The following is a 24,334-nucleotide window of genomic DNA, read 5'->3' as shown; positions in this document are numbered from 1 at the left end:
ATGAGAACCACCCCTGAAACAAATAATTATATCCGAGAGGTTCGCCCTCTGCAGGATGATGGTTGTGATTACACCGCAACCATCATCGACCGCTGGAACTGCGCTGCGCGGGCCCGTAGTCGGGTAACTGCCACCCCTCCAGTAAAACCGGTACCGGTCACTGAGTCCGCAAAAGCGAGCGGTGTCGTTGTGAAAATCGGTAACCGAATTTCATACGGAAAACGCGTCACTATGGGTATTTATCAGCTCCACCTGTCAGGAAAAACAGACAGGGAAATTGCTCGAGCGCTCTGCATGTCAGAAGACTCAGTTAATCACCTGCTCAAGCGCGGAACACCTTCCCGCAAATCCCTTTACATGAAGTGCGCTGCGTCCCCGCTCCCGACTGAATCCGAAATCATGCGTCACCTGGCAGCGGAGAGCAAAGCATGAAAAAGCTAACCCTTGAGAAAGCACAGGAACTGCTCGAATTTCTGAAAGGTAAAGCCGCCAACGGCGACATAACGATGTCGCAGGAAAATTATCTTCAGGCACTGGAACTGGCGTTGACGCTTCTGGATGCGCAAGAGGAGGCTGAACAATTCGGTTCGGCTTTCATTTTGTGCCGTGCCAGCGAGGCGCCGCACAAACTCAGCCCCGATAAAGTTCGCTTAGTTTGGCCGCGTTCCGCGCAGGAGACTTTATGAGCAAACACTGTGAAAACTGCGGCTGCGCCATCCGTTCTGGCTACTGCACCAACTGTCAGGAAGAGGCTTACATCGCTTTCGTTCAAGCACCTGAAATGGATTTCAGTCGGGAGTTTATGGATAAAGCCTGGGAGCAGGTTACCGGTCAGAAAAATGCAGAGCAGGGAGAACGCCGATGATCTGGCCGACTGAAGTTATGCATTGCGCCTCGTCTGTTTTCCCTGTTTATCCGATGACAAGCGAACAGCAGCAAATCCTATTGGCAAAAATGAACCGGATGTTTTTAAACCGGTTTAAGCCGTCGGATATTCAAAAAACCGCGCATCAATGGGCACGGCGCCAGGCGATCATTGATGCGCACCCAGATATCCAAGATGGGTTAGTGGTCGTCGGTTTTGCTGGCGGAGGCGGGAGCTGCGAAGGAATAAAACAGGCATTAGGTTACGCGCCACACATAGCCATGAACCACAACAAAGCGGCCATGGCTATGCACAAGATGAACCATCCTGAGACGCTTCACTACCCTGAGGATATTTTCAGTGTGGATCCTGTCGTGTCTACCGGCGGCCTGCCCGTGCTCCTTGGCTGGTTTTCTCCAGATTGCCGCCATTTTTCAAAAGCAAAAGGCAGCACACCAGTAAAAAAAGAGGTGCGCGGGCTTGCATGGGTTGTTATCCGTTGGGCACTTGCTACGCGCCCCAAAGTCTTGATGCTGGAAAACGTCGAAGAATTCAAAACATGGGGACCGCTTATTTATCGTGATGGAAAAGCCTTCCCTGACCCTGAACGCAAGGGTGAAACATTTCAGGCATTCATCAGCATGCTGGGCGCAGGCATTCGGGCCGATCACCCCGCGCTCACGGAGTGCTGTGAATTTTTAAAAATTGATACTGATGGCCCCGAAGCTGCGCGGCTGATTGGCGGGTTGGGGTATAACGTCGATTACCGTGAGCGCAAGGCATATATGTCGGGGGCTCCAACTATCAGGAAACGCCTGTACGTCATTGCCCGCGCTGATGGTCACTCTGTGATTTGGCCTGAGGCCGAATATGGCGATCCGAAATCTGCTGAGTTCGCGGCGGGAAATCTGAAACCTTGGCGCACAGCTGCTGAATGCATCGACTGGTCAATCCCGTGTCCGAGCATTTTCGAGCGCAAAAAACCGCTGGCAGAAAACACTCTGAAACGTATTGCGCGCGGCATTCAGCGTTTCGTGATCGACAATCCGACGCCGTTTATCGTAGGTGCTGGAGGTTCTGCATATCAGGGAAAACCACGCAAAGTTGACGCACCATTCCATACATTGATGAAAGAAAATCACTCGGCCTTAGTTACACCGATTATTGCGCGTATCGGTCAGACCGGATTTGGTGGAAATCGTATGGCTTATGAAACTGGCAAGCCACTGACCACTGTAACCAGCAAAGCAGAGCACCTTCTTGTTGCTCCAATAATCACCCGTCAATTCGGTAACAGCATCGGTCATGCAGTCGATGAGCCAAATGGCACGATAACGGCGGGCGGGGGTGGCAAAAGCCAGGTATGCGCTGCATTTCTCGCGAAACACTTCGGCGGAAATTACACCGGTGCTGGCGCTGCGATGGATGCACCTGCGCATACAGTCACAACCACCGATCATCATGCTCTGGTCACATCAAATCTGATTAAGTTGCGCGGCACTTGCAAAGACGGTCAACCGGTTACCGAGCCAGCACCGACCATTACAGCCGGCGGCCTGCACATTGGTGAAGTTCGCGCTTTCCTTTTGAAATATTACGGCAATGAGAAAGACGGGATCAGCCTCGACGAGTCGCTTCATACAGTCACAACGAATGACCGGTTTGGCCTTGTTACTGTTGAAGGTGTTGATTATCAGATCGTCGATATTGGCATGCGCATGCTGACACCGCGAGAGCTCTATAACGCTCAGGGATTTCCGCCAGATTACATCATTGATCGTGGCCCAGACGGAGAATCAATTTCCCAGAAAGACCAGGTCGCACGATGTGGAAATTCAGTGTGCCCGACTGAGGCAAGAGCACTGGTGGGTGCGAACGTATTAAAGTTTGAAAGTGTTAACTGTGCAGAAGCAAAAAATAAGTTGCCGATAGGACTTCAGAACTTTCATGAGATGTAATGAATACATGAAATAAAAATGGAGAACAAATAGTTAAATTGATTGTATAACCATCAGCATGGCATGAATTCACCAAAATATTGTTGTCAGTTGGAATAGCCCCTTGGAGGGGCTATATCCGATCATGGTTTCTTTGGTGGGGGGGTGTTTTGTGAAGTAGGTTGGACCGGTGTTTTGTTTGGCTTAACAAAGTCGTTTCTCGGCTGGTAACCTTTTTCTAAAGGCTGGTAGCCATCTTCTTTGAAATTTTTTTTACTATCACTCATAAAAAATCACCTTATTTTGGAAATCGATTAACTACTTTTAAGGTTTCTTCGGTGGAGATGATGGCTGCTGTACTTGTTTTGGTGGCTGGTAACCATTCGTTGCAAAATCTTTTTTTGTAGCTGAGTCAACTTTCGGCTGATAGCCTTCGTTTATTGGTTGGTAACCATCTTGCGCAATACTTTTTTTATTGTCAGTCATGGTGTTTCCTCGGAAATTATGGTTTCAATTCAAAAAACTCAATACTTTCAATGTCTTTCGATAGGATTAAGATACCTCCAGTATCAAGCCGTACTCTTTCTAGACCTCCATCATCATTAATTACCCAATTTTCCTCAAGATAAATTTGTTCTGGCTCAGGTGCGCTAGAAGAAAATGATAATCCACTGTATTTTCCGCCAATTTTTTTTCCGTTGCTTAGCGTCACGATGATCCAACATGGCTTTCTCAAACCAAAATAATAGTCCCAAGCTCTTCCTGTGGGATGGGGTAATTTCTTGCTCAACCACCGCCATGAACGCATCCATACAAAAAAAACGGTTAGAACAATAGGGCTTATAAAGAGAACGAATATATAGAAGAGGTAGTACGAGAAACTGGCTGAAGAAAAGTAATGGTTAGATTCGATGAAATATATTGGCACTATCCAGAAGGCATAATTGATGCAGCTATAAGAAACCACATCCATCAAAGCTTTGGAGGTATCTAAACGGGCATTAGGGTGAAGGACACTGTAAATCTTCATACTTAGAAACCCAGGTATAACGAATAGTATAAAAATCAACAACTTATTTTTATCCCAAATGTCCATATATCATCCTAGTTTTTTCAATATTCAATTAATAAAGACGTTGTAAGAGTGCTTATGACTTTAACATATATTCTTATAATCTATTATTTTTGCGTTAATTCTCTTGTTTTTTCCGTCATTTTCTTAGCAGTTGCCCTCACCCTTGATCCTAAGAATGAGGCAAATCTATGTTAATAAAAATGGATTATTTATGTAAGAAATTGTTGAAAATTAGTCAGCAGTGAAAGGCAAGATAATTCACTAAGTCAGCCCCACCACTCAATCTATCTCAAAAAAAAATTTTTCAATGGATGGGGCTCGTCCAGGTGAGTACACGAATGAACTTGAAAATTCTGCCATTAAAAATTACTGTGTTTATATACAGCATAGATGATGGCCCTGACACACAGAAAGCCGATCAGCGTTGGTTAAATCCTGCGCGGATGTGGTTACCTCGGGACCTGGAACGTCTACGAAAAGAGGTAGCAATGATAAATCATTTAATAATCAATGGAGTAAAATTCACTCTACCGGAAAGCGGAAGGGTGCTCCTTCAGATGACCAGCGGTGATATAGCTAATGCAGAAATCCTGAGGGACGATCAGCACGTCCAATCACTGCAGGCGTTTTTAGAGATTGCCGCATTTGCAGGATACAAGGTAATTCCTCCTGAAAATGATTAACCAAAATCAATCAGTCACGATATAATCCTATAGTCAGCCTGAACAACTGACACCCCGTTTTCTGCTGTGCCATTACTCGCGAAGAGGTGAGAAATGGCGCAATTAGCATTTATAAAAGCATCGAACGACACTCTGATACCCGCAAACCCGGGTACCAGAGATTTCGTGCATTCAAAAATCAAGCTCGGCGATGTGATCACATCTGAGTTTAAAAAATCACGTAACCCGAAATTCCACCGCCTTTACTTCTCCCTCCTCAATTTGGGCTTCGAATACTGGACGCCAACCGGGGGCGCGATATCGCCGGAAGAGAAATCCCTCATACGCGGTTACGTTAACCATCTGGCCGAATTCGCCGGGCATGGCGAAACGCTTAATTCGCTGGCGATCGGATATCTCAACAAAGTGCGCGCCCACCGTGCGGACCGGGTGACGTTGATCAAGTCGTTTGACGCATTCCGACGCTGGACCACTATCGAATCTGGGTATTACACAGAACTGGTGATGCCGAACGGCGTTACTGCGAAAGAACCCCTCTCAATTTCATTCGCAAAAATGGACGAGACCGAATTTGCTGAACTGTACAAAGCCACGCTGAATACCCTCTGGATGTGGATCCTCAATAAAACCTTCAGTAGCCCCGAAGCCGCCGAGAACGCTGCAAGCCAGCTAATGAGCTACGCAGCATGAGCGAATTAACCAAAGCGGCTCGCGGCCGAGATTGTCAAATCAGGATCCCCGGTGTGTGTAATGGAAACCCCGAAACCACGGTGCTGGCGCATTACCGCCTGGCGGGAACGTGCGGTACCGGCTGCAAGCCACATGATGAACAGGCCGCATGGGCGTGTAGCGCATGCCACGACATCTGCGATGGACGGACAAAATCAGAATGGGATTACGATACCTTGCGCCTCTGGCACGCTGAAGGCGTGATGCGCACACAGCAGATTTTGAGAGATGAGGGGATCATTAAATGAATAGGCAACTGCTGCAATATGCGCGAATCGAACTGACCACAGCATTAATGGATCTCTCTGGCGGAACGAAAGGGCAGCTCGAGGCTTTCAGCGAGCATCCTCCGGCTGATAAAAATCACTACCCGCGCCAGCACATCCATAAAGTGCAACTGGAAGGAAATAAGCAGGTTCGTTCAGAACGCGCACCGACATACGCGCTTGAAACGCGCAGCCGCATCCGGCCAGCCCCACCAATGAAGGAATTCGAGTTTGCCTCATGCGCCTGGCGCCGCGCGGTGAACACGTTGCCGGTTTACCAAAGCTCATGGATCCGCTACTGCTACGGTTTTGACCTCAAATTTGAACACCAGAAAAATATCTGTGAAGCCATATGGATGGCGTATCAGAAAAACCTTCCACCCGGACTGCTGACCAAAACCAAAAAACGCCTGATTTCCCTCGTCTGGCTGGCGGTTCAGGATGTGGCCGCAAAGAACAAAAATGAGTCTTATAAGGAATACGCGGGATCCGCACTGGCAACTCTAATGACCGTTTCACGGTCAACCTGGTGCGAAGTATACAGCCAGCATTGGCAAGGGCTGAAGGAGGCGGTTTCCGAGCTCGATAATGATTCGCTGATTCGAGTGCTGAAAAGTAAAGAAACACTCATTTTCGAAGAAGTTATAGAGTAGTTCTTGCAAAACCGAACAAATTGAGCGATATTTAAGTCTAATTTGATATGTTGCCAAAATTATATGAACCCGCCAATGCGCGGGTTTTTGTCATTATGGAATATGGATTTGCATCTTCTTTCATTTGTTGAATGCCTGCTATCTTATATAAAACATCATATGAGACCATCGGCATGAAGTTACTAACTAACGAATTTGAGTATCGCGAATGGATGCATAAAGGCTATCTTCATTTGGATGAGGAATTTCCTTCGCTTTTCGATGCGAACGAGGACGAGCTTGAAAGAGAAATGCTGAGGCGGGCACCCAAAGAATTTCCTTGCCTTGCACAAGTTGTAGAAGGCGAAGGCCTTTACTCACCGCCGTCTATTCAGTTTATATATCGATCCCAGATAGAAGAGTGGGCAAAGCTGTTCGGCATTATTAGTTAGAGAAATCTATTATTCCAACGGGGTGCCTTGTCTGTTTCATCGGTGCTGCAATGGTCGCTGATTATTGGGTCTGGATCACAATGTTGTACTTTGTTGGTCTGAAAATGGTTAATTTCGCAAAAATTGTTAAATGTCACCGGGATTAATCTGAGATTATGATTTGGCCCCTTCAAGAGCTAAGCCATTAAGAGTGCCGGAGATAAGCGCCGGGTGGGGCAGGGACTACATCTTTAATTACAAAAGTTATTTGAACCCGCCAATGCGCGGGTTTTTGCGTTTCTGATGTATAGAAAAATGCAACAGTAAACGGAGAGACCACAGAATGGTTACACCTATTTGTGGCAAGAGTTCGCAACCTCTGAAAATAAACAAAAATGTTTATAATTTAGCTTGTACCTATAAACAAAAATGTTTATAATTATCTCAAGTTAAACAAACAGGAGGAGGCGGTGAAGCAGAGCGAGTTCAGGCGGTGGCTTGAGTCGCAGGGGGTCGAAGTTTCAAACGGTACTAACCACTTGAAACTGAGATTTAACGGGAAGCGAAGCGTAATGCCAAGGCATCCCAGCTCTGAGATAAAAGAACCACTGCGAAAGGCCATACTCAAGCAGTTAGGTCTAAATTAACAAACCGGCCCTTCGGGGCTGGTTACTCGCAAAGATTCATCGTATTAAATATGCGATATCCAGTTAAATTAGAGAAAGACGGCGACGGGTACTTCGTGAGTTTCCCCGATATACCGGAAGCGTTAACGCAGGGTGATACCAGAGAAGAGGCGTTAGAAATGGCGCGTGACGCTCTGGTTACTGCGTTTGAATTTTACTTCGAAGATAACCAACCGGTGCCACTTCCTGGTGAATCCGGTGATGACTTCGTGACAGTACCGGCCAGCATCTGGGCAAAAGTTCTTTTGCTTAATGCAATGCTCGAGACTGGAACCTCAAACGCAGAGTTAGCCCGGCGAATGAATCTGAAGCCTCAGGAGGTTCAGCGGATCGTGACACTTGGGCATAATACAAAGATTGATACTACTGAGGCGGCGCTCGCCGCCCTCGGAAAACGGTTAGAGATTCTGGTTAATTAAAAAGTCGTTTACCTCTCCTTTAAGGCTGCCTTCGGGTGGCCTTTTTTATTTCCCAATAACTATGCACCCAACCGGATGACCGGAGGGGGAGACCATGAAGATGGATAAAACGAGCGCGGTTACGTCAGCCGTTTCTTATGGAACATCGCTCGGCGGCGCGGCCTACTGGTTCAATGAATTCCTTAACTCACACACTCCAGATCAATGGGCAGCCATAGGCGTACTCGGCACTTTGCTGTTCGCCTTTATTACATGCCTCTGCAACATCATTTTTAAGGTTTGGGACAGAAAACATAATATGGTGCGGCGTGACGAGGACTGACTATGGCAAACCTGAAAACAAAACTCAGCGCTGCCATGCTGGCGCTGATTGCCGCTGGTGCCTCAGCTCCCGTCATGATGGCTCAGTTTCAGAAAGAAAAAGAAGGAACCAGCCTGATTGCTTATCAGGATCAAGGTGGAAAATGGACTATTTGCGGCGGTGTCACTGCAGTGAACGGAAAACCTGTTTATAGAGGGATGCGCCTTACGCTGACCCAATGTGATGCTATCGATAAAGTGGAACAGGCCAAAGCACTGGCTTGGGTCGGCAAAAATGTTTACGTCCCCCTGACTGAACCGCAAAAAGTTGGGATCGCATCATTCTGCCCGTGGAATATTGGTCCGGCGAAATGCTTCACTTCAACTTTCTACCGGAAGCTGAACGCCGGTGACCGGCTCGGGGCATGCGCTGAGATAAAGCGCTGGGTACACGACGGCGGGAAAGACTGCAATGTCCGGGCAAATAATTGCCTTGGTCAGGTGATACGCCGTGATCAGGAAAGCGAACTGACGTGTTGGGGGCTCGATGGTTAATTATTTTCGCGTCGCTGCCACGGCGTTAGCGGCCGGATTTATCGCGCTGATGATATTTCTGGCATTTCATTTTTACGGTAAATCCGTAGAAGCGAAAGGTCAGGTCACCCAGCTTCAGTCAGATAACGCCCTTCAGTCAGAAACCATTTCAACCCAGGCATTTAATTTTCAGCGCTCAAATCAGATTGCTGGCGCTGCACAGCTATACGCAGTGCAAATCGTTGGTAAAAGCCAGGAGAGAGAAATTGAATACCGGACGATTATTAAACGCGATCCTGCCAGCAGCAAGTGTGTTGATTCTGCTGTTGCTGACCGGCTGCTCGAATACACGAACAGTTTACGTGCCAGCGCAATGCACACCGATACCGGCCAGCCTGCTGCAAAAAGTAGCGCCACCGCTTCCACCGGCTGCAGATTGACCTATGGGCAGGCTGTTTACTGGATTGACCCGCTACTTACGGCGATTGATCAGCTAAATAACCAGCTCGACGGTATTAAACAGGCAGAAGAGGCCAGACAGAAATGATTAAGCGTTTTTTTGCATGGCTGAAAAGCATCTATTTACACCCAGCCGAACCGGCTGAATCCCAACCGAAGGAAAACATTGTGAAATTAGCACTCGTTTCGATTATCACCAGCCAGCTGGCCGACGGCGCGGCTGCAAATACTGTTCAGGCCACGTTGACCGATAATGCCGATGCAATTCAGCCCGGTGCCGTAGTGAACTTTACTGCGGACAACGGCGCAACCGTCACACCTACCAGCGCACTGACCGACGCAAACGGCCAGATTACTGTTGGCCTGGTCAGCTCCACTGTTGGCGCATCAACGTTAACGGCAACTGCTGCTGACGGCACAACGGTTAGCATTCAGGTTCACTTCGTCGCAGTTCCAGCGCCAGTCATTGAAGTAGCAGACCCCGAACAAACAGCGAGCGTCGCACCTGTTGCTTTATCCCCGCTGGAAACTATGAAAGCAGATTTCGATAAAGTGGTCGCATTCATCGAGCACGGTATCGAAGTTCTTGGCAAAGATGCAGAAGCTGATCTGGTGGCACTGAAAAATAAATTCCTGCTCTAAGTAGCATTACAGGTGGCTTTCAATGAGAGCCATCGATAATGCCCACAATCAGCTACAAGGATTTTTAAATGGCACGCCTCAACGTACAAATCATCGAACCCCGCAACGCTGACGTAAATGCTGTCCTGGCAGAAATTGAGCGTAAATATCGCGGCAAGGTTGCAACGTCAGAAACCATCGCTGATATGGAGCGTGAAGCGGCCAGACTTATTCGCCGACTGATAACCACTAAAGTGACGTTCGTTAAATAAACTCCGGAGGGGGTATGACAAATCCCGAGGAAAGCGGCCTTGAACGTGATTTCTGCGCCGGACAACTTTCCCTTCGTGATTTGGCTGCTATTTACGGCATCACCGAAGGGGCGATAAGAAAGCGCGCCAAAAAACACGGATGGGTACGCGGCGAAAAAAAAGGTACGCAAAAGAGTACGCAGGTACGCAAAGACGGTACGCAAAAAAAAGAAGTGCGTACCACGAAAAACCCCGCCAGTTCTGATAATTCAAAAAAGCCCTCACGGAGAGAGAGCGACGCTCCGGAAAATACGAAACCCGAATCAAAGCCGAGGAGGGTCGTTACAAATCACCCTCCATTCGGCGCAGGAAATCAGGCAGCACTCAAACACGGTGGTTACGCCCGCCGCCTGCTGCTGAGTGACGAGGTGATAGAAGACGCCAAAGCGTTGACGCTTGACGATGAATTATTTCGTCTGCGTGCTGCCAACCTGGTGGCATCAGAAAATATCGGGCGCTGGATATCGCAACTCGAAGACGCCGAAAAAGATCAGGTGAAAATCCTGCTTGAGAAAATCCGCGCCGCCGAGAACGCAATGATGCGGAATACGGTTCGAATTGAGTCGATAGAGCACACGCTGGTCGTGATGGGTAAAGGGCGGGCAGATACGACTTATCGTGAGGTGACTACTGAAAAGGTCGAACTTGAAGTCGGGAAGCTAAAACTCCAGTTAGGGAAAAATATCCCTGATGATCCAGGCGGCTCTCTCACCAACCCAACGACTGATGAAGCTGCCGACGCCTACCGCAAGTTAATGGGGTAACAATGCAAAACAGGCACTTCGCTGCATAAAATCTCTATGCATTTTGAGGTGCCTTTTATGCACTGTTTATGCAGGCGGATTTCGTCCGTTTCTCGCTGATAACCCCGACAAATAACGCCCTGAGCCGTCATTCTCCGCGAGCACCATCCGCGAGGGGCGGTTAACGTCCATTATGTTAAATACTCTCTTTATTCGAGCAATTTCCTATGCCTATCCCGTTCCCGTTTGATTTCAAAAAACCGGACTACGGTCAGGTATTCGAATGGCGCATGGAGCGGCTACAGCGTATTCGCCAGCAGCCCGAAATGTTGCCAGCGCTGAAGGCGTTCTACCGTGACAATCCGGCACAGTTCATTATCGACTGGGGTATGACTACCGACCCGCGCAACCTTGATTTCGGGATGCCGGTTTCTGTTCCCTTTTTGCTGTTCCCAAAACAGGAAGAGTGGATCGGCTGGATAATGGACCGGCGCAGCCAACAGGAAAACGGCATTACCGAAAAGAGCCGTGAGATGGGGCTTAGCTGGACATCAATCGGACTGGCCTGCGCACTGTGTCTTTTCAACAAAGAAATGGTGATCGGCTTCGGTTCCCGCAAAGAGGAATACGTAGACAGCACCGGCGACCCAAAAGCGCTTTTCTGGAAAGCGCGCAAGTTTGTCGAAATGCTCCCAGTTGAGTTTCGTGGTGGCTGGAGCGCGAAGAAGCACGCGCCGTATATGCGCGTTGAATTCCCAACCACTGGTGCAGTCTTGAAAGGTGAGGCAGGCGATAACATCGGGCGTGGTGACCGTACCACGCTTTATTTTGTCGATGAGGCAGCATTTCTTCAGCGGCCACTACTCATTGAAGCCTCACTGTCGCAAACCACCAGATGCCGCATAGATCTCTCATCGGTCAACGGCATGGCAAACCCATTTGCACAGAAACGTCACGGCGGACGCATACCGGTATTTACGTTTCACTGGCGCAGCGACCCACGCAAGGATGAAGCCTGGTACGCGAAAGAGTGCGCGAAAATTGATAACCCGGTTGTCGTCGCTCAGGAACTTGACCTGAACTATTCCGCATCTGCAGAAGGTGTGCTGATACCGAACGAATGGATTAGGGCTGCAATTAACGCGCACATCAAACTCGGCATTCAGCCAACAGGTAAACGCCTGGGTGCAATGGACGTGGCCGACGAAGGTCGGGATAAAAACGCATTCTCTGCCCGGTATGGATTCCTGCTCAACGAGGTTGAAGAGTGGTCCGGCGTTGGCAGCGACATCTACAAATCATCTGAAAAAGCCTTTGGCCTGTGTGATAAGCACGGACTTGAAGAGTTTCGTTTCGATGAAGACGGGCTGGGCGCTGGCGTTCGCGGCGATGCTCGAGCAATAAACGAGATACGCAAAGCAGAGGGCGCAAGGTACATTCTAGCGACGCCGTTCCGGGGTAGCGCCTCAGTATTTGATCCGGAGGCCGAAGCGGTACCCGGAGACAACGGGCAGCCCGCCCGCATCAACAAAGATTTCTTTGCCAACGCCAAGGCTCAAAGCTGGTGGCACCTGCGCAAACTCTTCCGCAACGTATACCGCGCTGTCGAAGAGAAAATGGACTACAACCCCGATGAGATTATTTCCATCAGCGGGGATATCAAAAATCTCGACAAATTAATCATCGAACTTTCGCAGCCAACGTATTCAATCAACGGTGTCGGAAAAATTATCGTGGATAAGCAGCCAGATGGCACCAAGTCGCCAAACCTGTCTGATTCCGTGATGATCAACTACGCGCCAATGGATACGACGATGGACATCTGGAACATGTTAGGAGGCCAGTAATGGCACCGCGCGCTAAAAAAATTGCCACTGCTGACTCGTATGACAATTTCATCGCCAAAGTAGGGATGCAGCAGCAGAACCAGCATTCGGCGTCAACTTACCGTGCCAACTTCACCAGCCGTAACCGCCTGCTGATTGAATGGGCATATCGTTCATCATGGATCATCGGCGCAGCAGTGGATGCAATCGCCGACGACATGACGAAAAAAGGTGCGCGCATCACGTCTGAGATTGATCCGAAACGCCGGGGGATACTCGAGGCAGAATTCGAACAGTTGCGCATCTGGGATTCTCTGAACGACACCCTGAAATGGTCACGTCTTTACGGTGGCGCAGTGGCGCTAATCCTGATTGACGGCCAGGCCCCGCTGACGCCACTGGATATGAAAAAGGTCGGTAAGGACAGCTTTAAAGGACTGCTCGTTCTCGACCGCTGGATGTTAAACCCGAACTTTGGACGCCTCATTAAGACGCTCGGTCCGGATCTGGGTAAACCTGAGTTTTACGACATTGTGACAACAGCTCAGGGATTACCAGCGTGGAAAGTTCATCACAGCCGCCTGATTCGTTTCGATGGTGTAACGTTGCCATATCAGCAGGCAATGACCGAAAACGGTTGGGGAATGTCCATCGTTGAACGTATTTTTGACCGTCTTACATCCTACGACAGCACCAGCGTAGGCGCTGCCCAGTTGGCGTACAAAGCCCACCTGCGCACCATGAAAATCAAAAAGCTCCGCGAGATTATTGCGATGGGCGGCAAGCCATTTGAGGCGCTCACCAAAAATATGGAAATGGTGCGGCAATTCCAGACCAATGAGGGGTTAACCCTGATTGACGGTGAAGATGAATTCGAAACCCATTCTTATTCGTTTGCAGGCCTGGCTGATCTGCTGGCTGAGTTCAAGGAGGAAATTTCAGGAGCAACCGGTATCCCGCTGGCGCGCCTGTTCGGACAGTCTCCAAAAGGATTCTCAAACGGCGATGCTGACCTTGCGAATTATTACGATTCGGTCGGTACTCAGCAGGAACGCCGCCTGCGGCAGCCGGTGCGTATGCTGTTCGACATCATTCACCGCTCGCAATTCGGCGAGGCGATCCCGGATGACTTCACCTTCGAGTTCAACCCACTGTGGCAGATGAGCGACGTTGACCGGTCTACCGTGGCCACCAACATGGCGACCGCAATCGCGACGCTTAATGACCGTAATTTACTTCCGGTCAAAGCTGCGATGAACGATATCCGTGAGCTTGCAGATGTGACGGGCATTGGCGCTTCTATCACTGATGAGGATATAAATAATGCCGAAGACGCCCCGCCGCCAACAGCAAAAGACATCAGAGCTGGCGGCACATCCGAAGGCGATAGAAAGCCGGTACCAGACAAGCCTACGGGCGATAGCGCGCGAAGTGGGGAAAATCATCCACGGTGGTTACGATGGTTCAAATGACTCCGTACTGGAAATCATGGACCAGCTTGATCAGTACAGCGAGATTATCGACGGATGGGCTGAAACTGTGGCTACCAATATGGTCACGGCGGTGAACCGGCAGGATGAGAAGGTATGGCGCCAGCGCAGCCAGCTCATCAGCCAGGAGCTGCGAAACGTCATCAATAACACCCCGACCGGCCACGTCATGCAATCACTGGTCAGGGAGCAGGTTAAGTACATCAAGAGCCTGCCACTTGAGGCCGCTGACAGGGTTTACGACATTCAGAACAGGGCTATTGAGCTTGTTTCCAGTGGCGGGCGATCTACTGAACTGGCTGAGGAAATTATGCGCAGCGGGGATGTCGCTGAATCCCGCGCAAAATTAATCGCCCGCACGGAAGTGGGCCGGGCAAACTCTGCGCTCACGCAGGCAAGAGCACAATACGTTGGTTCAGATGGTTATATCTGGCGCACCGCTGATGATGGCGATGTAAGGCATTCACATCAGATGATGGAAGGTAAATTCGTCAGATGGGATGCACCTCCAACGCTCGACGGTATGACGGGGCACGCTGGCGCACTGCCGAATTGCCGATGTTATGCCGAAGTCGTGATCCCCGAAAATTAACAAGTCGCTTATGCGGCTTTTTTTATGCCCGCGATCCAGCAGGTGAAAAATGAAATATTTCTTCAAAACGCGCTTAGGCAACACGCGATTCATGCTTTCCGATGGCTCGCTGCTTTGCAAAGACGTCCCCATCGCACGTATCGGCACGCAGGTTTATGGTGCCGAAGAATTACCGGAACTCGAGCCGGGTGCTGACGGACTGATTACCGTTCACCGGACACCGGAAGAGGTTTTTAGCGAAAAGACTATCGCTTCGTTTGAAGGTATGGGGGTAACCGTCGGTCATCCGACAGATTTCGCCGGGAATATTATTTTCGTTTCCCCTGACAACTGGCGAGCTTTAGCCGTCGGCCATCTGCAAAACGTCCGGCGCGGTGAAGGTGATAACAGCGACCTTCTGATCGCCGATGTCATCGTTAAAGACAAAACCGGCATTGAAGCAATTCAGCGGGGCTCTGATGAGGTCAGTTGTGGCTACGATGCCGATTACAAGCAAATTTCCCCCGGTGTTGCCAATCAGTTTGACATCACCGGTAATCACCTGGCACTCGTCCCTAACGGGCGGGCCGGATCCCGTTGTGCACTCGGAGATAGTATGCCAACTACAAAGAAAAGCTGGTTTGAACGGCTTGTCAAAGCCAAGAAAACCAATGACGCGGCCACTATGGCAGAACTCATCGACAACCCGCCAGACACCATGACGGGTGATGACGATGTTACCAATTCAACCACTCCGGGCGGGGTAGTGAATATCCACCTCGCACCGCAACAACCATTACCGGGACCGCAATTGCCAGGTTCTACTGGTGATGAAGGTGAAGACGTTCCAGCCTGGGCGAAGGCACTCATGGCACGTTTGGATAAGCTGGAAGGAACCGGCACCGAAGAAAAAATGGGGGACGAGGACAAGGAAGAAAAAGAAGAGAAGGAAGAAAAAATTACCGGCGACGCAGCTTATCGCGCCGACCTCATCCAACCGGGTATTCAGTTGCCTGAGAAGGCCAAAATCACCCCGTTCAAACGTACCGTTCTGGCCTCTGCAGATCAGAAAATCGTACGTTCTGTTGTGGGCGATGCTGACATTTCAAAAATGCCTAAACGCACTGTTGATATGGCGTTCAATGCAGTTTCTGAAATTGCCAAAACCCGCAACACCAAAACCACCGACAGCGCCCGCGCAATGGGTGACGCAACGCGTTCCACCATTGCTGGCCTGAACCAAGCCAACCAGGATTTCTGGGCAAAACGAGGTTAAACCCCAATGACTGCATATTTAAAACGGATGCCTGCGGGCATTGCCGGCGCTATCTCACGCCCTCAGGATCTCACGATTGAGCCAGTTATTCTGGATTCAACCAATCTGTTCACTGCTTATGGCGTGGGCGGTAAATACTCAGGCGGTAAATTTGTTCCTATCGCGTCCGGCGATACGGCGGCAGTGCTTGCGGGTATTTTTGTTCGCCCGTTCCCTACCGCATCGCAGCCTGATGTCGTGCAGCAGATTGGCTCCGGCAAGAACTTCACCGGTGACAATCTCAAGCGCGGCTATGTCAACGTCAATATCGGCGGTGATGCCAGCAGCGTTACGCTGGGCGGCGCTGTGTATATGCGTGTTGCTACCTCTGCAATCGGCACTTTCGTTGCGGCGGCTGACAGCACCAATACGGTGTTGATCAGCAATGCGTACTTTACCGGCCCTGGTGACACCAGCGGCAACATTGAAATCGCCTTCAACCTTTAAGGAAAGCGGACATGGTAATGCAAACCTTCGATCAGGCGACAGTAGACGGTACTGGTGCCTTTTTAATTCATGAGCTTGAACGTCTTGATCAAACGCTCAATATGCCGCTGGTCTCCTTTACGTGGGGCCGCGACATCCAACTGCGTGAAGACGTTTCAATCGCTGATGAAATCAGTTCATTCACCCAGTCTGGTTTCTCCGCGTCCGGTTCTCCGGCATCCAACGGTAAAAACTGGCTGAGCAAAACGGCAACAGCGATTGCCGGTGTGAATGTCGATATTTCCAAACAGGGCTTCCCGCTGACGCTCTGGGGTATGGAACTCGGCTGGACTCTGCCTGAACTGCAGGCTGCTGCACAGGTTGGGCGCCCGATTGACTCTCAGAAATACGAGGGCATGCAGCTCAAATGGAACATGGACACCGACGAGCAGGTTTATATCGGTGATACCGGCCTGAATATTAAAGGCCTGCTCAACCTGTCGCAAATCACCGCGACAAACGCGGCGAAAACCTTTGCCACTTCAACCCCTGATGAAATGCGCGTTGCAATCAACACCGTATTGAGCCTGGCGTGGGCGAACTCCGCGTATTCCATGGTGCCAACTGACCTGCTGATCCCACCGGAGCAGTATGCACTGCTGGCGAGCACCATCGTGTCAACTGCGGGTAATCAGTCACTGCTGACCTATCTGGAAACCAACACCATCGCTTACCACCAGAACGGGCGCCCGCTGAATATCCGTCCTGTGAAATGGGCGAAAGGCATTGGTACCGGCGCTACCGACCGCATGGTTGCGTATACGAATGATAAAAAATTCGTTCGCTTCCCAATGGTTCCGCTGATGAGCGTCCCGGTCCAATACCGTGGCCTGTATCAGTTGGTCACCTACTACGGGAAGCTGGGTGCCGTTGAGCCGGTCTATACCGAAACTCTGGCCTATATGGACGGGATTTAAATTTAGGTCTGGATTCCTGAATTTAACCAAAAGCCCCTTCGCGGGGCTCTTTGTGAGGCAGTGATGAAGAAAATTTACGTTTTAAAATCGTTTTTGTTCAATGACGGTTCCGGGGAACCGGTGACCTTTGAGCCTGGCTTTCATGATGTCGATGATGATGTCGCGGAACACTGGTTCGTAAAAGCGCACATTTCTCCAGATGGAGAGGCGCCGACAATCGAAACTGATTCCCGCATCACCGAGCTGGAAGGTCAGTTGACCGAGCGCGAAACCAGGATCACCGAGCTGGAAGGTCAGTTGACCGAGCTTACTGCGCAGGTGGCTTCATTATCGAGTGGTGAAAACAATGGCGGTAAATCAAAGTCTTCCGACGCCAAGTGATTTCAGGGCGCTTTTCCCGCAATTCGCCGACACCGCCAAATACCCCGACATCCGCATTTCAGCCCGGCTTGCAATAGCTGACAGATTGCTTAATGAAACCGTAACAGGCACAGATTTATTTCCATATTTCTGCGGGCTGTTCGTTGCGCATTATTTATATCTTGATGCCATTGATAACCGTTCGACGGCTGTCGGTGGGGCCGGTGGCGCCAATAGCGGCGCATTGACTTCCAAATCAGTGGACAAAGTGTCCATGAGCTATGACGCCAGCATGACCATGGACCCGAATGCCGGGTTCTGGAATAACAGTCGTTATGGTTCGGAATTTTGGGAGTACTTAATGCTGTTCGGCGCGGGTGGCGTTCAGTTAGGGGTGCCGTGATGAAAAGCGGGCTGATCATCAGAGAAGATAATGCGCAGTCAGTGCTTGATGCGCTGAAATCCATCGGCAACAAGGATGTGCTGGTGGGCATTCCATCTGACCGCGCAGCGCGAGGCGAAGGCGATAGCATCAACAACGCCGAGCTTGGTTATCTGCATTCGTACGGCGGCACGATTGAAATCCCTGAGCACAGCGTCACGATAAACCGAAAGGTAAACCCTGATGGTTCATTCGCAAATAATGGCCAGTTTGTTAAGGCCAAGAAAAGTAATTTTTCCACTATCCATACCGTCAAAGCGCATGCAGTCACGTTGCCGCCGCGCCCGTTTCTGGATTTGGGGATTGATGAAAAGCGTAATGAGATTGTCAGTCAGTTTAAGCAGGCGGCATCCGCGATACTTTCAGGGGATGCGCAGGCGGCTGATGTTTCCCTTAACCGAGCAGGGATCATCGCGTCTGATGGGGCGAAAGGCATTATTCAGGCTGGCGATAAACTCACCCCGCTGGCGGAGTCCACCAAAAGGAATCGGTGGGCGCGCGGGCGCGTGGGAGAAAAACCGCTTTACGACACCGGGGAATTGCTCCGCTCCATCACTTATATTGTGAGGGATAAAAATGCCTCTTCTTGATGTATCTGAATTGCTCATGGATCCGGATTTTGCAGATGACACGCTGGTGTGCCATCGCAATACCCAGACGACCGACGAAGATAATTTCCCGGTAAACACACCCACTGACATGCCATTCATCGGCGTTGTTACCGTTGATCGCTCTCTGGAAGCCAAACGCATGGCTGCCGGACAGAATATCAACGGTGCCATTCTCATCATTACTCAGTTCAGGCTGACGCAGGGGCAGCCCGGTCTTGATGCGGATAGCGTGACTTATCGCGGGCGTGAATATCGGGTGACCTTCGTTGATCCCTACACGGCGTACGGTGCCGGATTTGTTCAGGCGCACTGTGAGCTGATGGACTTTGACGGAGGGACGCCAATTGAGTAACGACTCTACAACTGCCGGATACCTGACGCCGATTGGCGATGCGCCAGCATATGACCAGGAGCTTGAACGGGAAATCAGTCGTTGGATCCGGGGGCTGACCGGCCTGAATAAAAATCTGGTTTACCCGCGCTGGACGGACCCGCAAACCCAGATACCGAAGAACGGTATCACCTGGTGTGCTTTCGGTATCACCACTATCCCTGATGATGAAAATCCCGCTTATGTTCAAACTGATGCCGGCGCGGAACAGTGGTCACATGAAACCGTAGAAATCCTGACGTGTTTTTATGGCCCTCAGGGTATGGCAACCGCAAAGCAGTTTAGAACTGGCATTTTCGTTTCTCAGAATAACGACGAACTGAACCGGGCTGGCATGAGCTTTATGCAGTGTGGCCGCGTGTTGAATCTTCCCGAACTCATTAATAACCAGTGGGTGCGCCGATATGACCTCAGCGTGCAGCTACGCCGAAAAGTTATCCGCACGTACGACATCAAAACTGTAATCGAAACAGACAACCCAATCACCACCGGAGATTAACTCTCATGCCTGGATTATCCGTCAGTCGCATCGCTAATGTGACCGTGACTTTATCCGCCAAGGCAGCGCAGGGGCGCAATTTTGGCTCCATGCTGATCCTCGGCACATCCACTGTCATTCCAATCTCAGAGCGCATTCGTTTGTATGAGGATCCTGCTGATATCGGCACTGATTTTGGTGTTACCAGCGAAGAATACAAAGCCGCTGTTGTTTGGTTCTCGCAATCTCCGCAACCTACTCAGGTGTATGTCGGGCGCTGGGTGAAAACCCTTGAAAGCGGCGAAGTGGGTACGGTTGAAACAGTACTGCAGGCCGTCAACGCAATGCTGGATTATAACTCCTGGTATGGGTTACATCTTGCCGATACCGTTGACCTATCGAATACGGATATGGTCAGCGTAGCGTCAGCGCTTCAGGCCGCCACGGTTTCCCGCATCCTTGCCAACACCACGCAAGATGCAGAAGTAATGGATGCGACATCCACGACGGATATCGCCTATCTGCTGAAGACCGGCGGTTTCGGGCGCACCTTTACCCAGTATTCATCATCCAGTCGTTACGCGGCGCTGTCTGCGTTCGGTCGTGCTTTCACCGTAGATTTCAACGGCAGCAACACAACCATTACTCTGAAATTCAAACAGGAGCCGGGCATCACGTACGAAACGCTTACCGCGTCTCAGGCTACTGCGCTGGAGGCGAAAAACTGTAACGTTTACGTCCTGTATGACAACGATACGGCAATTCTTGAGCAGGGCGTGATGGCAAACGGCGACTTCTTTGACGAGCGCCACGGCCTTGACTGGCTGCAAAATACGGTGCAGACGACGGACTACAACACACTGTATACCTCCCCGACCAAAATCCCGCAGACTGATGCCGGTACCACCACCCGTATGGCGGCCATCGAACTGGCATTGTCTCAGGCGGTGGATAATGGCCTGTTTGCGCCCGGCAAATGGACTGGCGGTCCGATCGGCCAGCTCAGCACCAACGACTATCTGACCAAAGGCTATTACATGTACGCCGACAGCGTTGATAACCAGTTGCAGGAGGACCGTGAAAAACGCCAGGCCATGCCGATTCAGGTGGCTGGTAAGTTGGCTGGCGCAGTTCATTACGCCTCTGTTGCAATCACCGTAAACCGCTAAGGAGAGAGCATGTCAACCTATAGCTTTTTGGACGTTTCGGCGTCCTTGTCTGGCGTGACCGGCATTGTTGATCTGGGCTACGGCTCGGCGAATGCCGATGAAGGTATCACCGTAACGATGGCTGAAGCCAAAAACACCATGACAACGGGTGCTGATGGCGAAGTGATGCACAGCCTGCATGCAGGTAAAAGCGGCACGATCAGCGTGGTTTTGTTGAAAACATCACCGGTGAATAAAAAACTGTCGTTGATGTACAACGCACAGAGCCTGTCTTCTGCCGCATGGGGGAATAATGTGATTGTTGTTCGCAACAAAGCATCCGGCGATCTGGTTACTGCGCGTTCAGTGGCGTTCCAGAAGCAGCCCGATCACGCAAACCCGAAAGTAGCTGGTACCGTCACCTGGGTGTTTGACTGCGGTAAAATCGATGAACTTCTCGGGGAGTTTTAACCGATGGAATTTGAAATCAAAGGCAATGCCTACCGCATTGCCAAACTGAGCGTGTTTGACCAGTTCAAAGTCTCACGCAAATTACTGCCGGTGCTCTCCGGGATGCTCTCAGATTTTCAGACCATTAAAGCGCTGGCGGAAAAAAAGGATTCGGCCAGCATCATGGAAAGGGTGCTGCCGAAAATTGCTCAGTCTCTTTCTGATTTGAGCGATGAAGACGCCAACGCGGTGATCTTCCCCTGCCTGGCTGTGGCGGCGCGCAAGCACATGAAAGGCTGGGTGCCGGTGATGCAGGGTGATCAACTGGCGTTCGATGATATGGACATGGTCGATATGCTGCAAATCGTTGGTCGTGTGGTGGGCGACTCGCTGGGAAATTTTTTGCGAGAACTCCCTACGACGCCGACGCCAGAGGAGGCGGTGGAGGGGTAGCACTCAACTCATTGCCTGAAGATATGGATTACATTCTGCGCCCGGTTAAGGTTTTTCATCTCGACATGAAGGACCTGAAATCGGGCGCGATTGATCTGTACGATATCGCAATGATGAATGATTTCCTGAAAATGGAAAACGATAACGAGGCGCGGATAGCCAGGTGGAGAGCGGATAATGAACGCTGAAACGTTGAAAGATTTCCTGATCTCCCTGGGATTTGATGTCGATGATGTCGGGGCGAGAAAGTTTGAAACTGTGGTCGCTGGCGTGACGGCGAACGTGCTGAAATTGGGTACGGTCGTTGAAGCAGCTGCCGGGACCGTGTTGCTGTTTACCACCAAAATTGCCGCCGGTCTGGATGACCTTTACTGGGCATCACAGCGAACCGGCGCCAGCGTCGCAGGGATAAGAGCGCTGGGTTATGCGGCATCACAGACAGGTTCCAACGCAGAAGCCGCGCGCGGTTCGCTGGAAAGCCTGGCGCGTTTTATGCGTAATAATCCGGGTGCGGAAGGATTCCTGAACCGCCTGGGCGTGCAGACGCGGGACGCCAGCGGCAACATGCGAGACATGTCAGCCGTGTTTACCGGCGTTGGCCAGCAACTTAGCAAAATGCCGTATTACCGCGCCAATCAGTATGCTCAGATGTTGGGCATTGATGAAAACACGCTGATGGCGATGCGTCGCGGTATGGGTACGTTCAGCGCTGAATATTCGGCAATGGCGAAAACCATTGGGTATAACGCCGATCAGGCCGCTGTCGGCTCTAACCGTTTCATGACATCACTGCGTGATTTCAGCGCGATGGCAGGCATGGCGCGGGATAAAATCGGGTCCAATCTCGCTAATGGACTGGCTGGATCGATCGATAGCCTGAGAAAACAAATCCTCGATAATTTTCCGAAAATTGAAGACACCATTACGCGCGGCGTGCGCGGGCTGTTATGGCTGGCGGACACTATCGGGCGCGTTGTATTCCGGCTGATTCAGGCCGCGGGGGATATCCGGGAGTGGTGGAACAAACTCGATAAGGGGACTCAGCAGCTTATCGGCACGTTCGGCGCGCTGATGTTGGCGTGGCGTCTTCTAAATACCGCCTTCATGACTTCACCGATCGGCATTATTACCACGCTGATTATCTCTCTGGGTCTTCTCTATGACGATTACAAGTCATGGAAGGAAGGCAGTAAAAGCCTGATTGACTGGGAGCAATGGCAGCCCGGCATAGAGTCAGCCAAAAAAGCGCTCGACTGGTTTACCGATAAACTGAATGACCTCAATACCGGTACTCTCACCTGGAAAGGAACGCTGAAGGGCCTTTCTGATTTCATGAAAGGTGACTGGTCGAAAGCCATTAATGACGCCATTAACTATGTGAACCTCAAGTTCAACGGATTCTTTGAGGACTTCGGCCGCAAGCTGGCAAACAGCCCGTTCTGGCGACTCCTTCGAAAAGCTCACATCATGTCCGACAAAGATACAGAGGACATGCAGAACTTCTTCAGCGGTACGCCTGGTGACAGTGACCCTGCTCAGTTCGCTCAATCGGTGAAGCGGCCACAAGCATCGGCCAGTGGCTCGGCGTTGTTGGGGTGGTTAAGCCCCACACTGGATAAGCTGGAATCTCTTTATCACCTGCCAGATGGTTTACTGAAAAGTGTGGCCATCACCGAGTCCAGTGGTGATCCCAACGCTCTCGGACCAAAAACTAAGTACGGGCAAGCTCAGGGGTTATTTCAACTGATGCCGGGCACGTCCAAAGATTTGGGGTTGCGGGAAAACGAAGCTTTTGACCCGGTCAAGTCTGCACAGGCTGCGGCAAAATACCTCGCACAGCTGATGAAGATGAACGGCGGTGATTTGGAGAAAACGCTTGCCTCCTACAACTATGGGATCGGCAACGTGCAAAAGTACGGTATGGCTCTATTGCCAAAGGAAACCCGGGAGTACGTGCCGAAAGTGCTCAGCAATATGCCAGGCAACCAGACGGTCAGTCAGGAAACCAACATCTATATTCATGGCGTTAGTGATCCAACCCGCGCCGGTATGGAAGTGGCTGACCGGCAAACCGGTGTTAATTCACGCCTTGCGCAGCAGGTATCGAGAGGGCCGCGTTAATGGACGTCCTATCCGTATTATTCAACCAACGGTCGCGGAAAATTGGCCTGATCATCCCTGACGTGGTGGTTTCCGAGAAGCATCAGGACGCTCTGGAAATTACAGAGCACCCGGTAGAAATCGGCGCGCCGGTGTCTGACCATTCTTACAAACGCCCGGCGGAAGTCACCATGGAAATGGGCTTCTCTGGCGGTGGTTCGCTGCTGGATTTTGCAGACACTTCCGCAATCGGTATCTCTCTGGACACCAGTCCGAAAGAGATTTATCAGCAAATTCTCGACCTGCAGGCCAGCCGCGTGCCGTTCGATGTGACAACCGGTAAACGGCAGTACAGCAATATGCTGATCCGCGCCATCGATGTAACAACTGACCGAGCCAGCGAGAACGTGCTGATGTGCGTGCTCACGCTCCGTGAGGTCATTATCTCGCAGACGCAAAGTATCAGCGTGGCTGATAAGGCTGACATGCAGGATGGCGTCAGTACGTCTTCCGTGCAGAACACTGGCACGAAATCAGTGAAGACGGCCAACACGTCGCTATTGCTGACCTTGTTTGACGGCGCGAAGGGAGCGTTCGGATTATGA

The 24,334-nt window shown here is 50.7% G+C and carries 37 protein-coding genes; 34 read left to right on the top strand and 3 right to left on the bottom strand.

Translation table 11 applies throughout. The features are described 5' to 3' along the window. From J1781_RS25460 to J1781_RS25445, 4 genes are read left to right on the top strand one after another with little or no spacing between them, the layout of a single operon-like run. On the top strand, positions 1 to 432 hold the full coding sequence (locus tag J1781_RS25460; protein ID WP_217234385.1) for a helix-turn-helix transcriptional regulator: 432 nt from the start codon (positions 1 to 3) through the stop codon (positions 430 to 432). Further along, complete coding sequence (locus J1781_RS25455) at positions 429 to 686, top strand: hypothetical protein (RefSeq protein ID WP_217234384.1); 258 nt, start codon at positions 429 to 431, stop codon at positions 684 to 686. Before J1781_RS25460 ends, J1781_RS25455 begins: the two co-directional genes overlap by 4 nt. Further along, complete coding sequence (locus J1781_RS25450; protein WP_217234383.1) at positions 683 to 865, top strand: hypothetical protein; 183 nt, start codon at positions 683 to 685, stop codon at positions 863 to 865. Before J1781_RS25455 ends, J1781_RS25450 begins: the two co-directional genes overlap by 4 nt. Next, positions 862 to 2,823, top strand: a complete 1,962-nt coding sequence (locus J1781_RS25445) for a DNA cytosine methyltransferase (RefSeq protein WP_217234382.1) — start codon at positions 862 to 864, stop codon at positions 2,821 to 2,823. Before J1781_RS25450 ends, J1781_RS25445 begins: the two co-directional genes overlap by 4 nt. A gap of 122 nt (positions 2,824 to 2,945) precedes the next feature. Here the strand turns inward: J1781_RS25445 and J1781_RS25440 are convergent, their stop codons facing one another. From J1781_RS25440 to J1781_RS25430, 3 genes are read right to left on the bottom strand one after another with little or no spacing between them, the layout of a single operon-like run. Further along, the gene (locus tag J1781_RS25440; protein ID WP_217234381.1) at positions 2,946 to 3,089 is read right to left on the bottom strand and encodes a hypothetical protein; all 144 of its coding nucleotides are present in this window, start codon (positions 3,087 to 3,089) and stop codon (positions 2,946 to 2,948) included. Positions 3,090 to 3,126: 37 nt separating this feature from the next. After that, the gene (locus J1781_RS25435) at positions 3,127 to 3,288 is read right to left on the bottom strand and encodes a hypothetical protein (RefSeq protein WP_217234380.1); all 162 of its coding nucleotides are present in this window, start codon (positions 3,286 to 3,288) and stop codon (positions 3,127 to 3,129) included. A 16-nt stretch (positions 3,289 to 3,304) separates the two neighbouring features. After that, positions 3,305 to 3,898 (bottom strand): DUF6338 family protein, encoded by a 594-nt coding sequence (locus J1781_RS25430; protein ID WP_217234379.1) that lies wholly within the window; start codon positions 3,896 to 3,898, stop codon positions 3,305 to 3,307. 317 nt (positions 3,899 to 4,215) lie between these two features. Between J1781_RS25430 and J1781_RS26290 the strand changes: the two genes are divergently transcribed. From J1781_RS26290 to J1781_RS25280, 30 genes are all read left to right on the top strand, one after another. Beyond that, entirely contained in the window at positions 4,216 to 4,560 is a 345-nt protein-coding gene (locus J1781_RS26290; protein ID WP_238483622.1) for a hypothetical protein, read from the top strand. Positions 4,561 to 4,653: 93 nt separating this feature from the next. Continuing rightward, the gene (locus tag J1781_RS25420; protein ID WP_217234378.1) at positions 4,654 to 5,250 is read left to right on the top strand and encodes a DUF1367 family protein; all 597 of its coding nucleotides are present in this window, start codon (positions 4,654 to 4,656) and stop codon (positions 5,248 to 5,250) included. Further along, complete coding sequence (locus J1781_RS25415; RefSeq protein WP_217234377.1) at positions 5,247 to 5,537, top strand: DUF1364 domain-containing protein; 291 nt, start codon at positions 5,247 to 5,249, stop codon at positions 5,535 to 5,537. Before J1781_RS25420 ends, J1781_RS25415 begins: the two co-directional genes overlap by 4 nt. Further along, entirely contained in the window at positions 5,534 to 6,208 is a 675-nt protein-coding gene (locus J1781_RS25410) for a bacteriophage antitermination protein Q (RefSeq protein WP_217139201.1), read from the top strand. Before J1781_RS25415 ends, J1781_RS25410 begins: the two co-directional genes overlap by 4 nt. A gap of 173 nt (positions 6,209 to 6,381) precedes the next feature. Further along, entirely contained in the window at positions 6,382 to 6,639 is a 258-nt protein-coding gene (locus tag J1781_RS25405; RefSeq protein ID WP_217234376.1) for a hypothetical protein, read from the top strand. Positions 6,640 to 7,088: 449 nt separating this feature from the next. Beyond that, positions 7,089 to 7,265 carry a type II toxin-antitoxin system HicA family toxin gene (locus tag J1781_RS25400; RefSeq protein WP_129991852.1) on the top strand — a complete coding sequence of 59 codons (177 nt, stop codon included), beginning with the start codon at positions 7,089 to 7,091 and terminating at the stop codon, positions 7,263 to 7,265. 50 nt (positions 7,266 to 7,315) lie between these two features. Continuing rightward, positions 7,316 to 7,723, top strand: coding sequence for a type II toxin-antitoxin system HicB family antitoxin (locus J1781_RS25395; protein ID WP_217234375.1), 408 nt, complete (start codon positions 7,316 to 7,318; stop codon positions 7,721 to 7,723). 94 nt (positions 7,724 to 7,817) lie between these two features. Further along, a complete protein-coding gene (locus J1781_RS25390) occupies positions 7,818 to 8,045 on the top strand; it encodes a phage holin (RefSeq protein WP_129991850.1) in 228 nt (75 codons plus the stop codon). Between the two features lie 2 nt (positions 8,046 to 8,047). Continuing rightward, positions 8,048 to 8,578 (top strand): lysozyme, encoded by a 531-nt coding sequence (locus J1781_RS25385; RefSeq protein WP_217234374.1) that lies wholly within the window; start codon positions 8,048 to 8,050, stop codon positions 8,576 to 8,578. After that, positions 8,571 to 9,104, top strand: coding sequence for a hypothetical protein (locus J1781_RS25380; protein WP_217234373.1), 534 nt, complete (start codon positions 8,571 to 8,573; stop codon positions 9,102 to 9,104). The genes J1781_RS25385 and J1781_RS25380 overlap by 8 nt, the downstream gene beginning before the upstream one ends. 80 nt (positions 9,105 to 9,184) lie before the next feature. Further along, the gene (locus J1781_RS25375; protein ID WP_331252992.1) at positions 9,185 to 9,658 is read left to right on the top strand and encodes an Ig-like domain-containing protein; all 474 of its coding nucleotides are present in this window, start codon (positions 9,185 to 9,187) and stop codon (positions 9,656 to 9,658) included. A 68-nt stretch (positions 9,659 to 9,726) separates the two neighbouring features. Then, a complete protein-coding gene (locus J1781_RS25370) occupies positions 9,727 to 9,909 on the top strand; it encodes a hypothetical protein (protein ID WP_013578245.1) in 183 nt (60 codons plus the stop codon). Between the two features lie 14 nt (positions 9,910 to 9,923). Next, complete coding sequence (locus tag J1781_RS25365; RefSeq protein WP_217234372.1) at positions 9,924 to 10,712, top strand: hypothetical protein; 789 nt, start codon at positions 9,924 to 9,926, stop codon at positions 10,710 to 10,712. A gap of 206 nt (positions 10,713 to 10,918) precedes the next feature. Further along, a complete protein-coding gene (locus J1781_RS25360; RefSeq protein WP_217234371.1) occupies positions 10,919 to 12,538 on the top strand; it encodes a TerL protein in 1,620 nt (539 codons plus the stop codon). After that, positions 12,538 to 13,989, top strand: coding sequence for a DUF1073 domain-containing protein (locus J1781_RS25355; RefSeq protein ID WP_217234370.1), 1,452 nt, complete (start codon positions 12,538 to 12,540; stop codon positions 13,987 to 13,989). Before J1781_RS25360 ends, J1781_RS25355 begins: the two co-directional genes overlap by 1 nt. Beyond that, positions 13,949 to 14,599 (top strand): phage head morphogenesis protein, encoded by a 651-nt coding sequence (locus J1781_RS25350; protein ID WP_217234369.1) that lies wholly within the window; start codon positions 13,949 to 13,951, stop codon positions 14,597 to 14,599. Before J1781_RS25355 ends, J1781_RS25350 begins: the two co-directional genes overlap by 41 nt. Positions 14,600 to 14,648: 49 nt before the next feature. After that, positions 14,649 to 15,854 carry a DUF2213 domain-containing protein gene (locus J1781_RS25345; protein WP_217234368.1) on the top strand — a complete coding sequence of 402 codons (1,206 nt, stop codon included), beginning with the start codon at positions 14,649 to 14,651 and terminating at the stop codon, positions 15,852 to 15,854. Positions 15,855 to 15,860: 6 nt separating this feature from the next. Next, positions 15,861 to 16,340 (top strand): structural cement protein Gp24, encoded by a 480-nt coding sequence (locus J1781_RS25340; protein WP_217234367.1) that lies wholly within the window; start codon positions 15,861 to 15,863, stop codon positions 16,338 to 16,340. A 17-nt stretch (positions 16,341 to 16,357) separates the two neighbouring features. After that, positions 16,358 to 17,296: a DUF2184 domain-containing protein gene (locus tag J1781_RS25335; protein ID WP_408004169.1), complete on the top strand. Its 939-nt coding sequence runs from the start codon at positions 16,358 to 16,360 to the stop codon at positions 17,294 to 17,296. A 63-nt stretch (positions 17,297 to 17,359) separates the two neighbouring features. After that, on the top strand, positions 17,360 to 17,677 hold the full coding sequence (locus J1781_RS25330) for an STY1053 family phage-associated protein (protein WP_217234365.1): 318 nt from the start codon (positions 17,360 to 17,362) through the stop codon (positions 17,675 to 17,677). Beyond that, positions 17,643 to 18,059, top strand: a complete 417-nt coding sequence (locus J1781_RS25325) for a DUF4054 domain-containing protein (protein ID WP_217234364.1) — start codon at positions 17,643 to 17,645, stop codon at positions 18,057 to 18,059. The genes J1781_RS25330 and J1781_RS25325 overlap by 35 nt, the downstream gene beginning before the upstream one ends. Beyond that, positions 18,059 to 18,688 (top strand): hypothetical protein, encoded by a 630-nt coding sequence (locus tag J1781_RS25320; protein ID WP_217234363.1) that lies wholly within the window; start codon positions 18,059 to 18,061, stop codon positions 18,686 to 18,688. The genes J1781_RS25325 and J1781_RS25320 overlap by 1 nt, the downstream gene beginning before the upstream one ends. Further along, positions 18,675 to 19,061, top strand: a complete 387-nt coding sequence (locus J1781_RS25315; protein WP_217234362.1) for a head-tail adaptor — start codon at positions 18,675 to 18,677, stop codon at positions 19,059 to 19,061. Before J1781_RS25320 ends, J1781_RS25315 begins: the two co-directional genes overlap by 14 nt. Then, complete coding sequence (locus tag J1781_RS25310) at positions 19,054 to 19,599, top strand: phage neck terminator protein (RefSeq protein ID WP_217234361.1); 546 nt, start codon at positions 19,054 to 19,056, stop codon at positions 19,597 to 19,599. Before J1781_RS25315 ends, J1781_RS25310 begins: the two co-directional genes overlap by 8 nt. A gap of 5 nt (positions 19,600 to 19,604) precedes the next feature. Continuing rightward, a complete protein-coding gene (locus J1781_RS25305) occupies positions 19,605 to 20,747 on the top strand; it encodes a DUF3383 family protein (RefSeq protein WP_217234360.1) in 1,143 nt (380 codons plus the stop codon). 9 nt (positions 20,748 to 20,756) lie between these two features. Next, positions 20,757 to 21,197: a DUF3277 family protein gene (locus J1781_RS25300; RefSeq protein ID WP_217234359.1), complete on the top strand. Its 441-nt coding sequence runs from the start codon at positions 20,757 to 20,759 to the stop codon at positions 21,195 to 21,197. Between the two features lie 3 nt (positions 21,198 to 21,200). After that, entirely contained in the window at positions 21,201 to 21,629 is a 429-nt protein-coding gene (locus J1781_RS25295; protein WP_217234358.1) for a phage tail assembly chaperone, read from the top strand. A 35-nt stretch (positions 21,630 to 21,664) separates the two neighbouring features. Next, on the top strand, positions 21,665 to 21,817 hold the full coding sequence (locus tag J1781_RS25290) for a DUF6889 family protein (RefSeq protein ID WP_408004168.1): 153 nt from the start codon (positions 21,665 to 21,667) through the stop codon (positions 21,815 to 21,817). Continuing rightward, positions 21,807 to 23,750, top strand: coding sequence for a lytic transglycosylase domain-containing protein (locus J1781_RS25285; protein WP_217234357.1), 1,944 nt, complete (start codon positions 21,807 to 21,809; stop codon positions 23,748 to 23,750). The genes J1781_RS25290 and J1781_RS25285 overlap by 11 nt, the downstream gene beginning before the upstream one ends. Next, positions 23,750 to 24,334 (top strand): phage baseplate protein, encoded by a 585-nt coding sequence (locus J1781_RS25280; protein WP_217234356.1) that lies wholly within the window; start codon positions 23,750 to 23,752, stop codon positions 24,332 to 24,334. The genes J1781_RS25285 and J1781_RS25280 overlap by 1 nt, the downstream gene beginning before the upstream one ends.

Origin of the sequence: Rahnella perminowiae (assembly GCF_019049695.1) — a bacterium.
Lineage (GTDB): Bacteria > Pseudomonadota > Gammaproteobacteria > Enterobacterales > Enterobacteriaceae > Rahnella > Rahnella perminowiae.
Note: the sequence above shows the minus strand (reverse complement) of the source record. Positions and strands in the feature narration are given on the sequence as shown.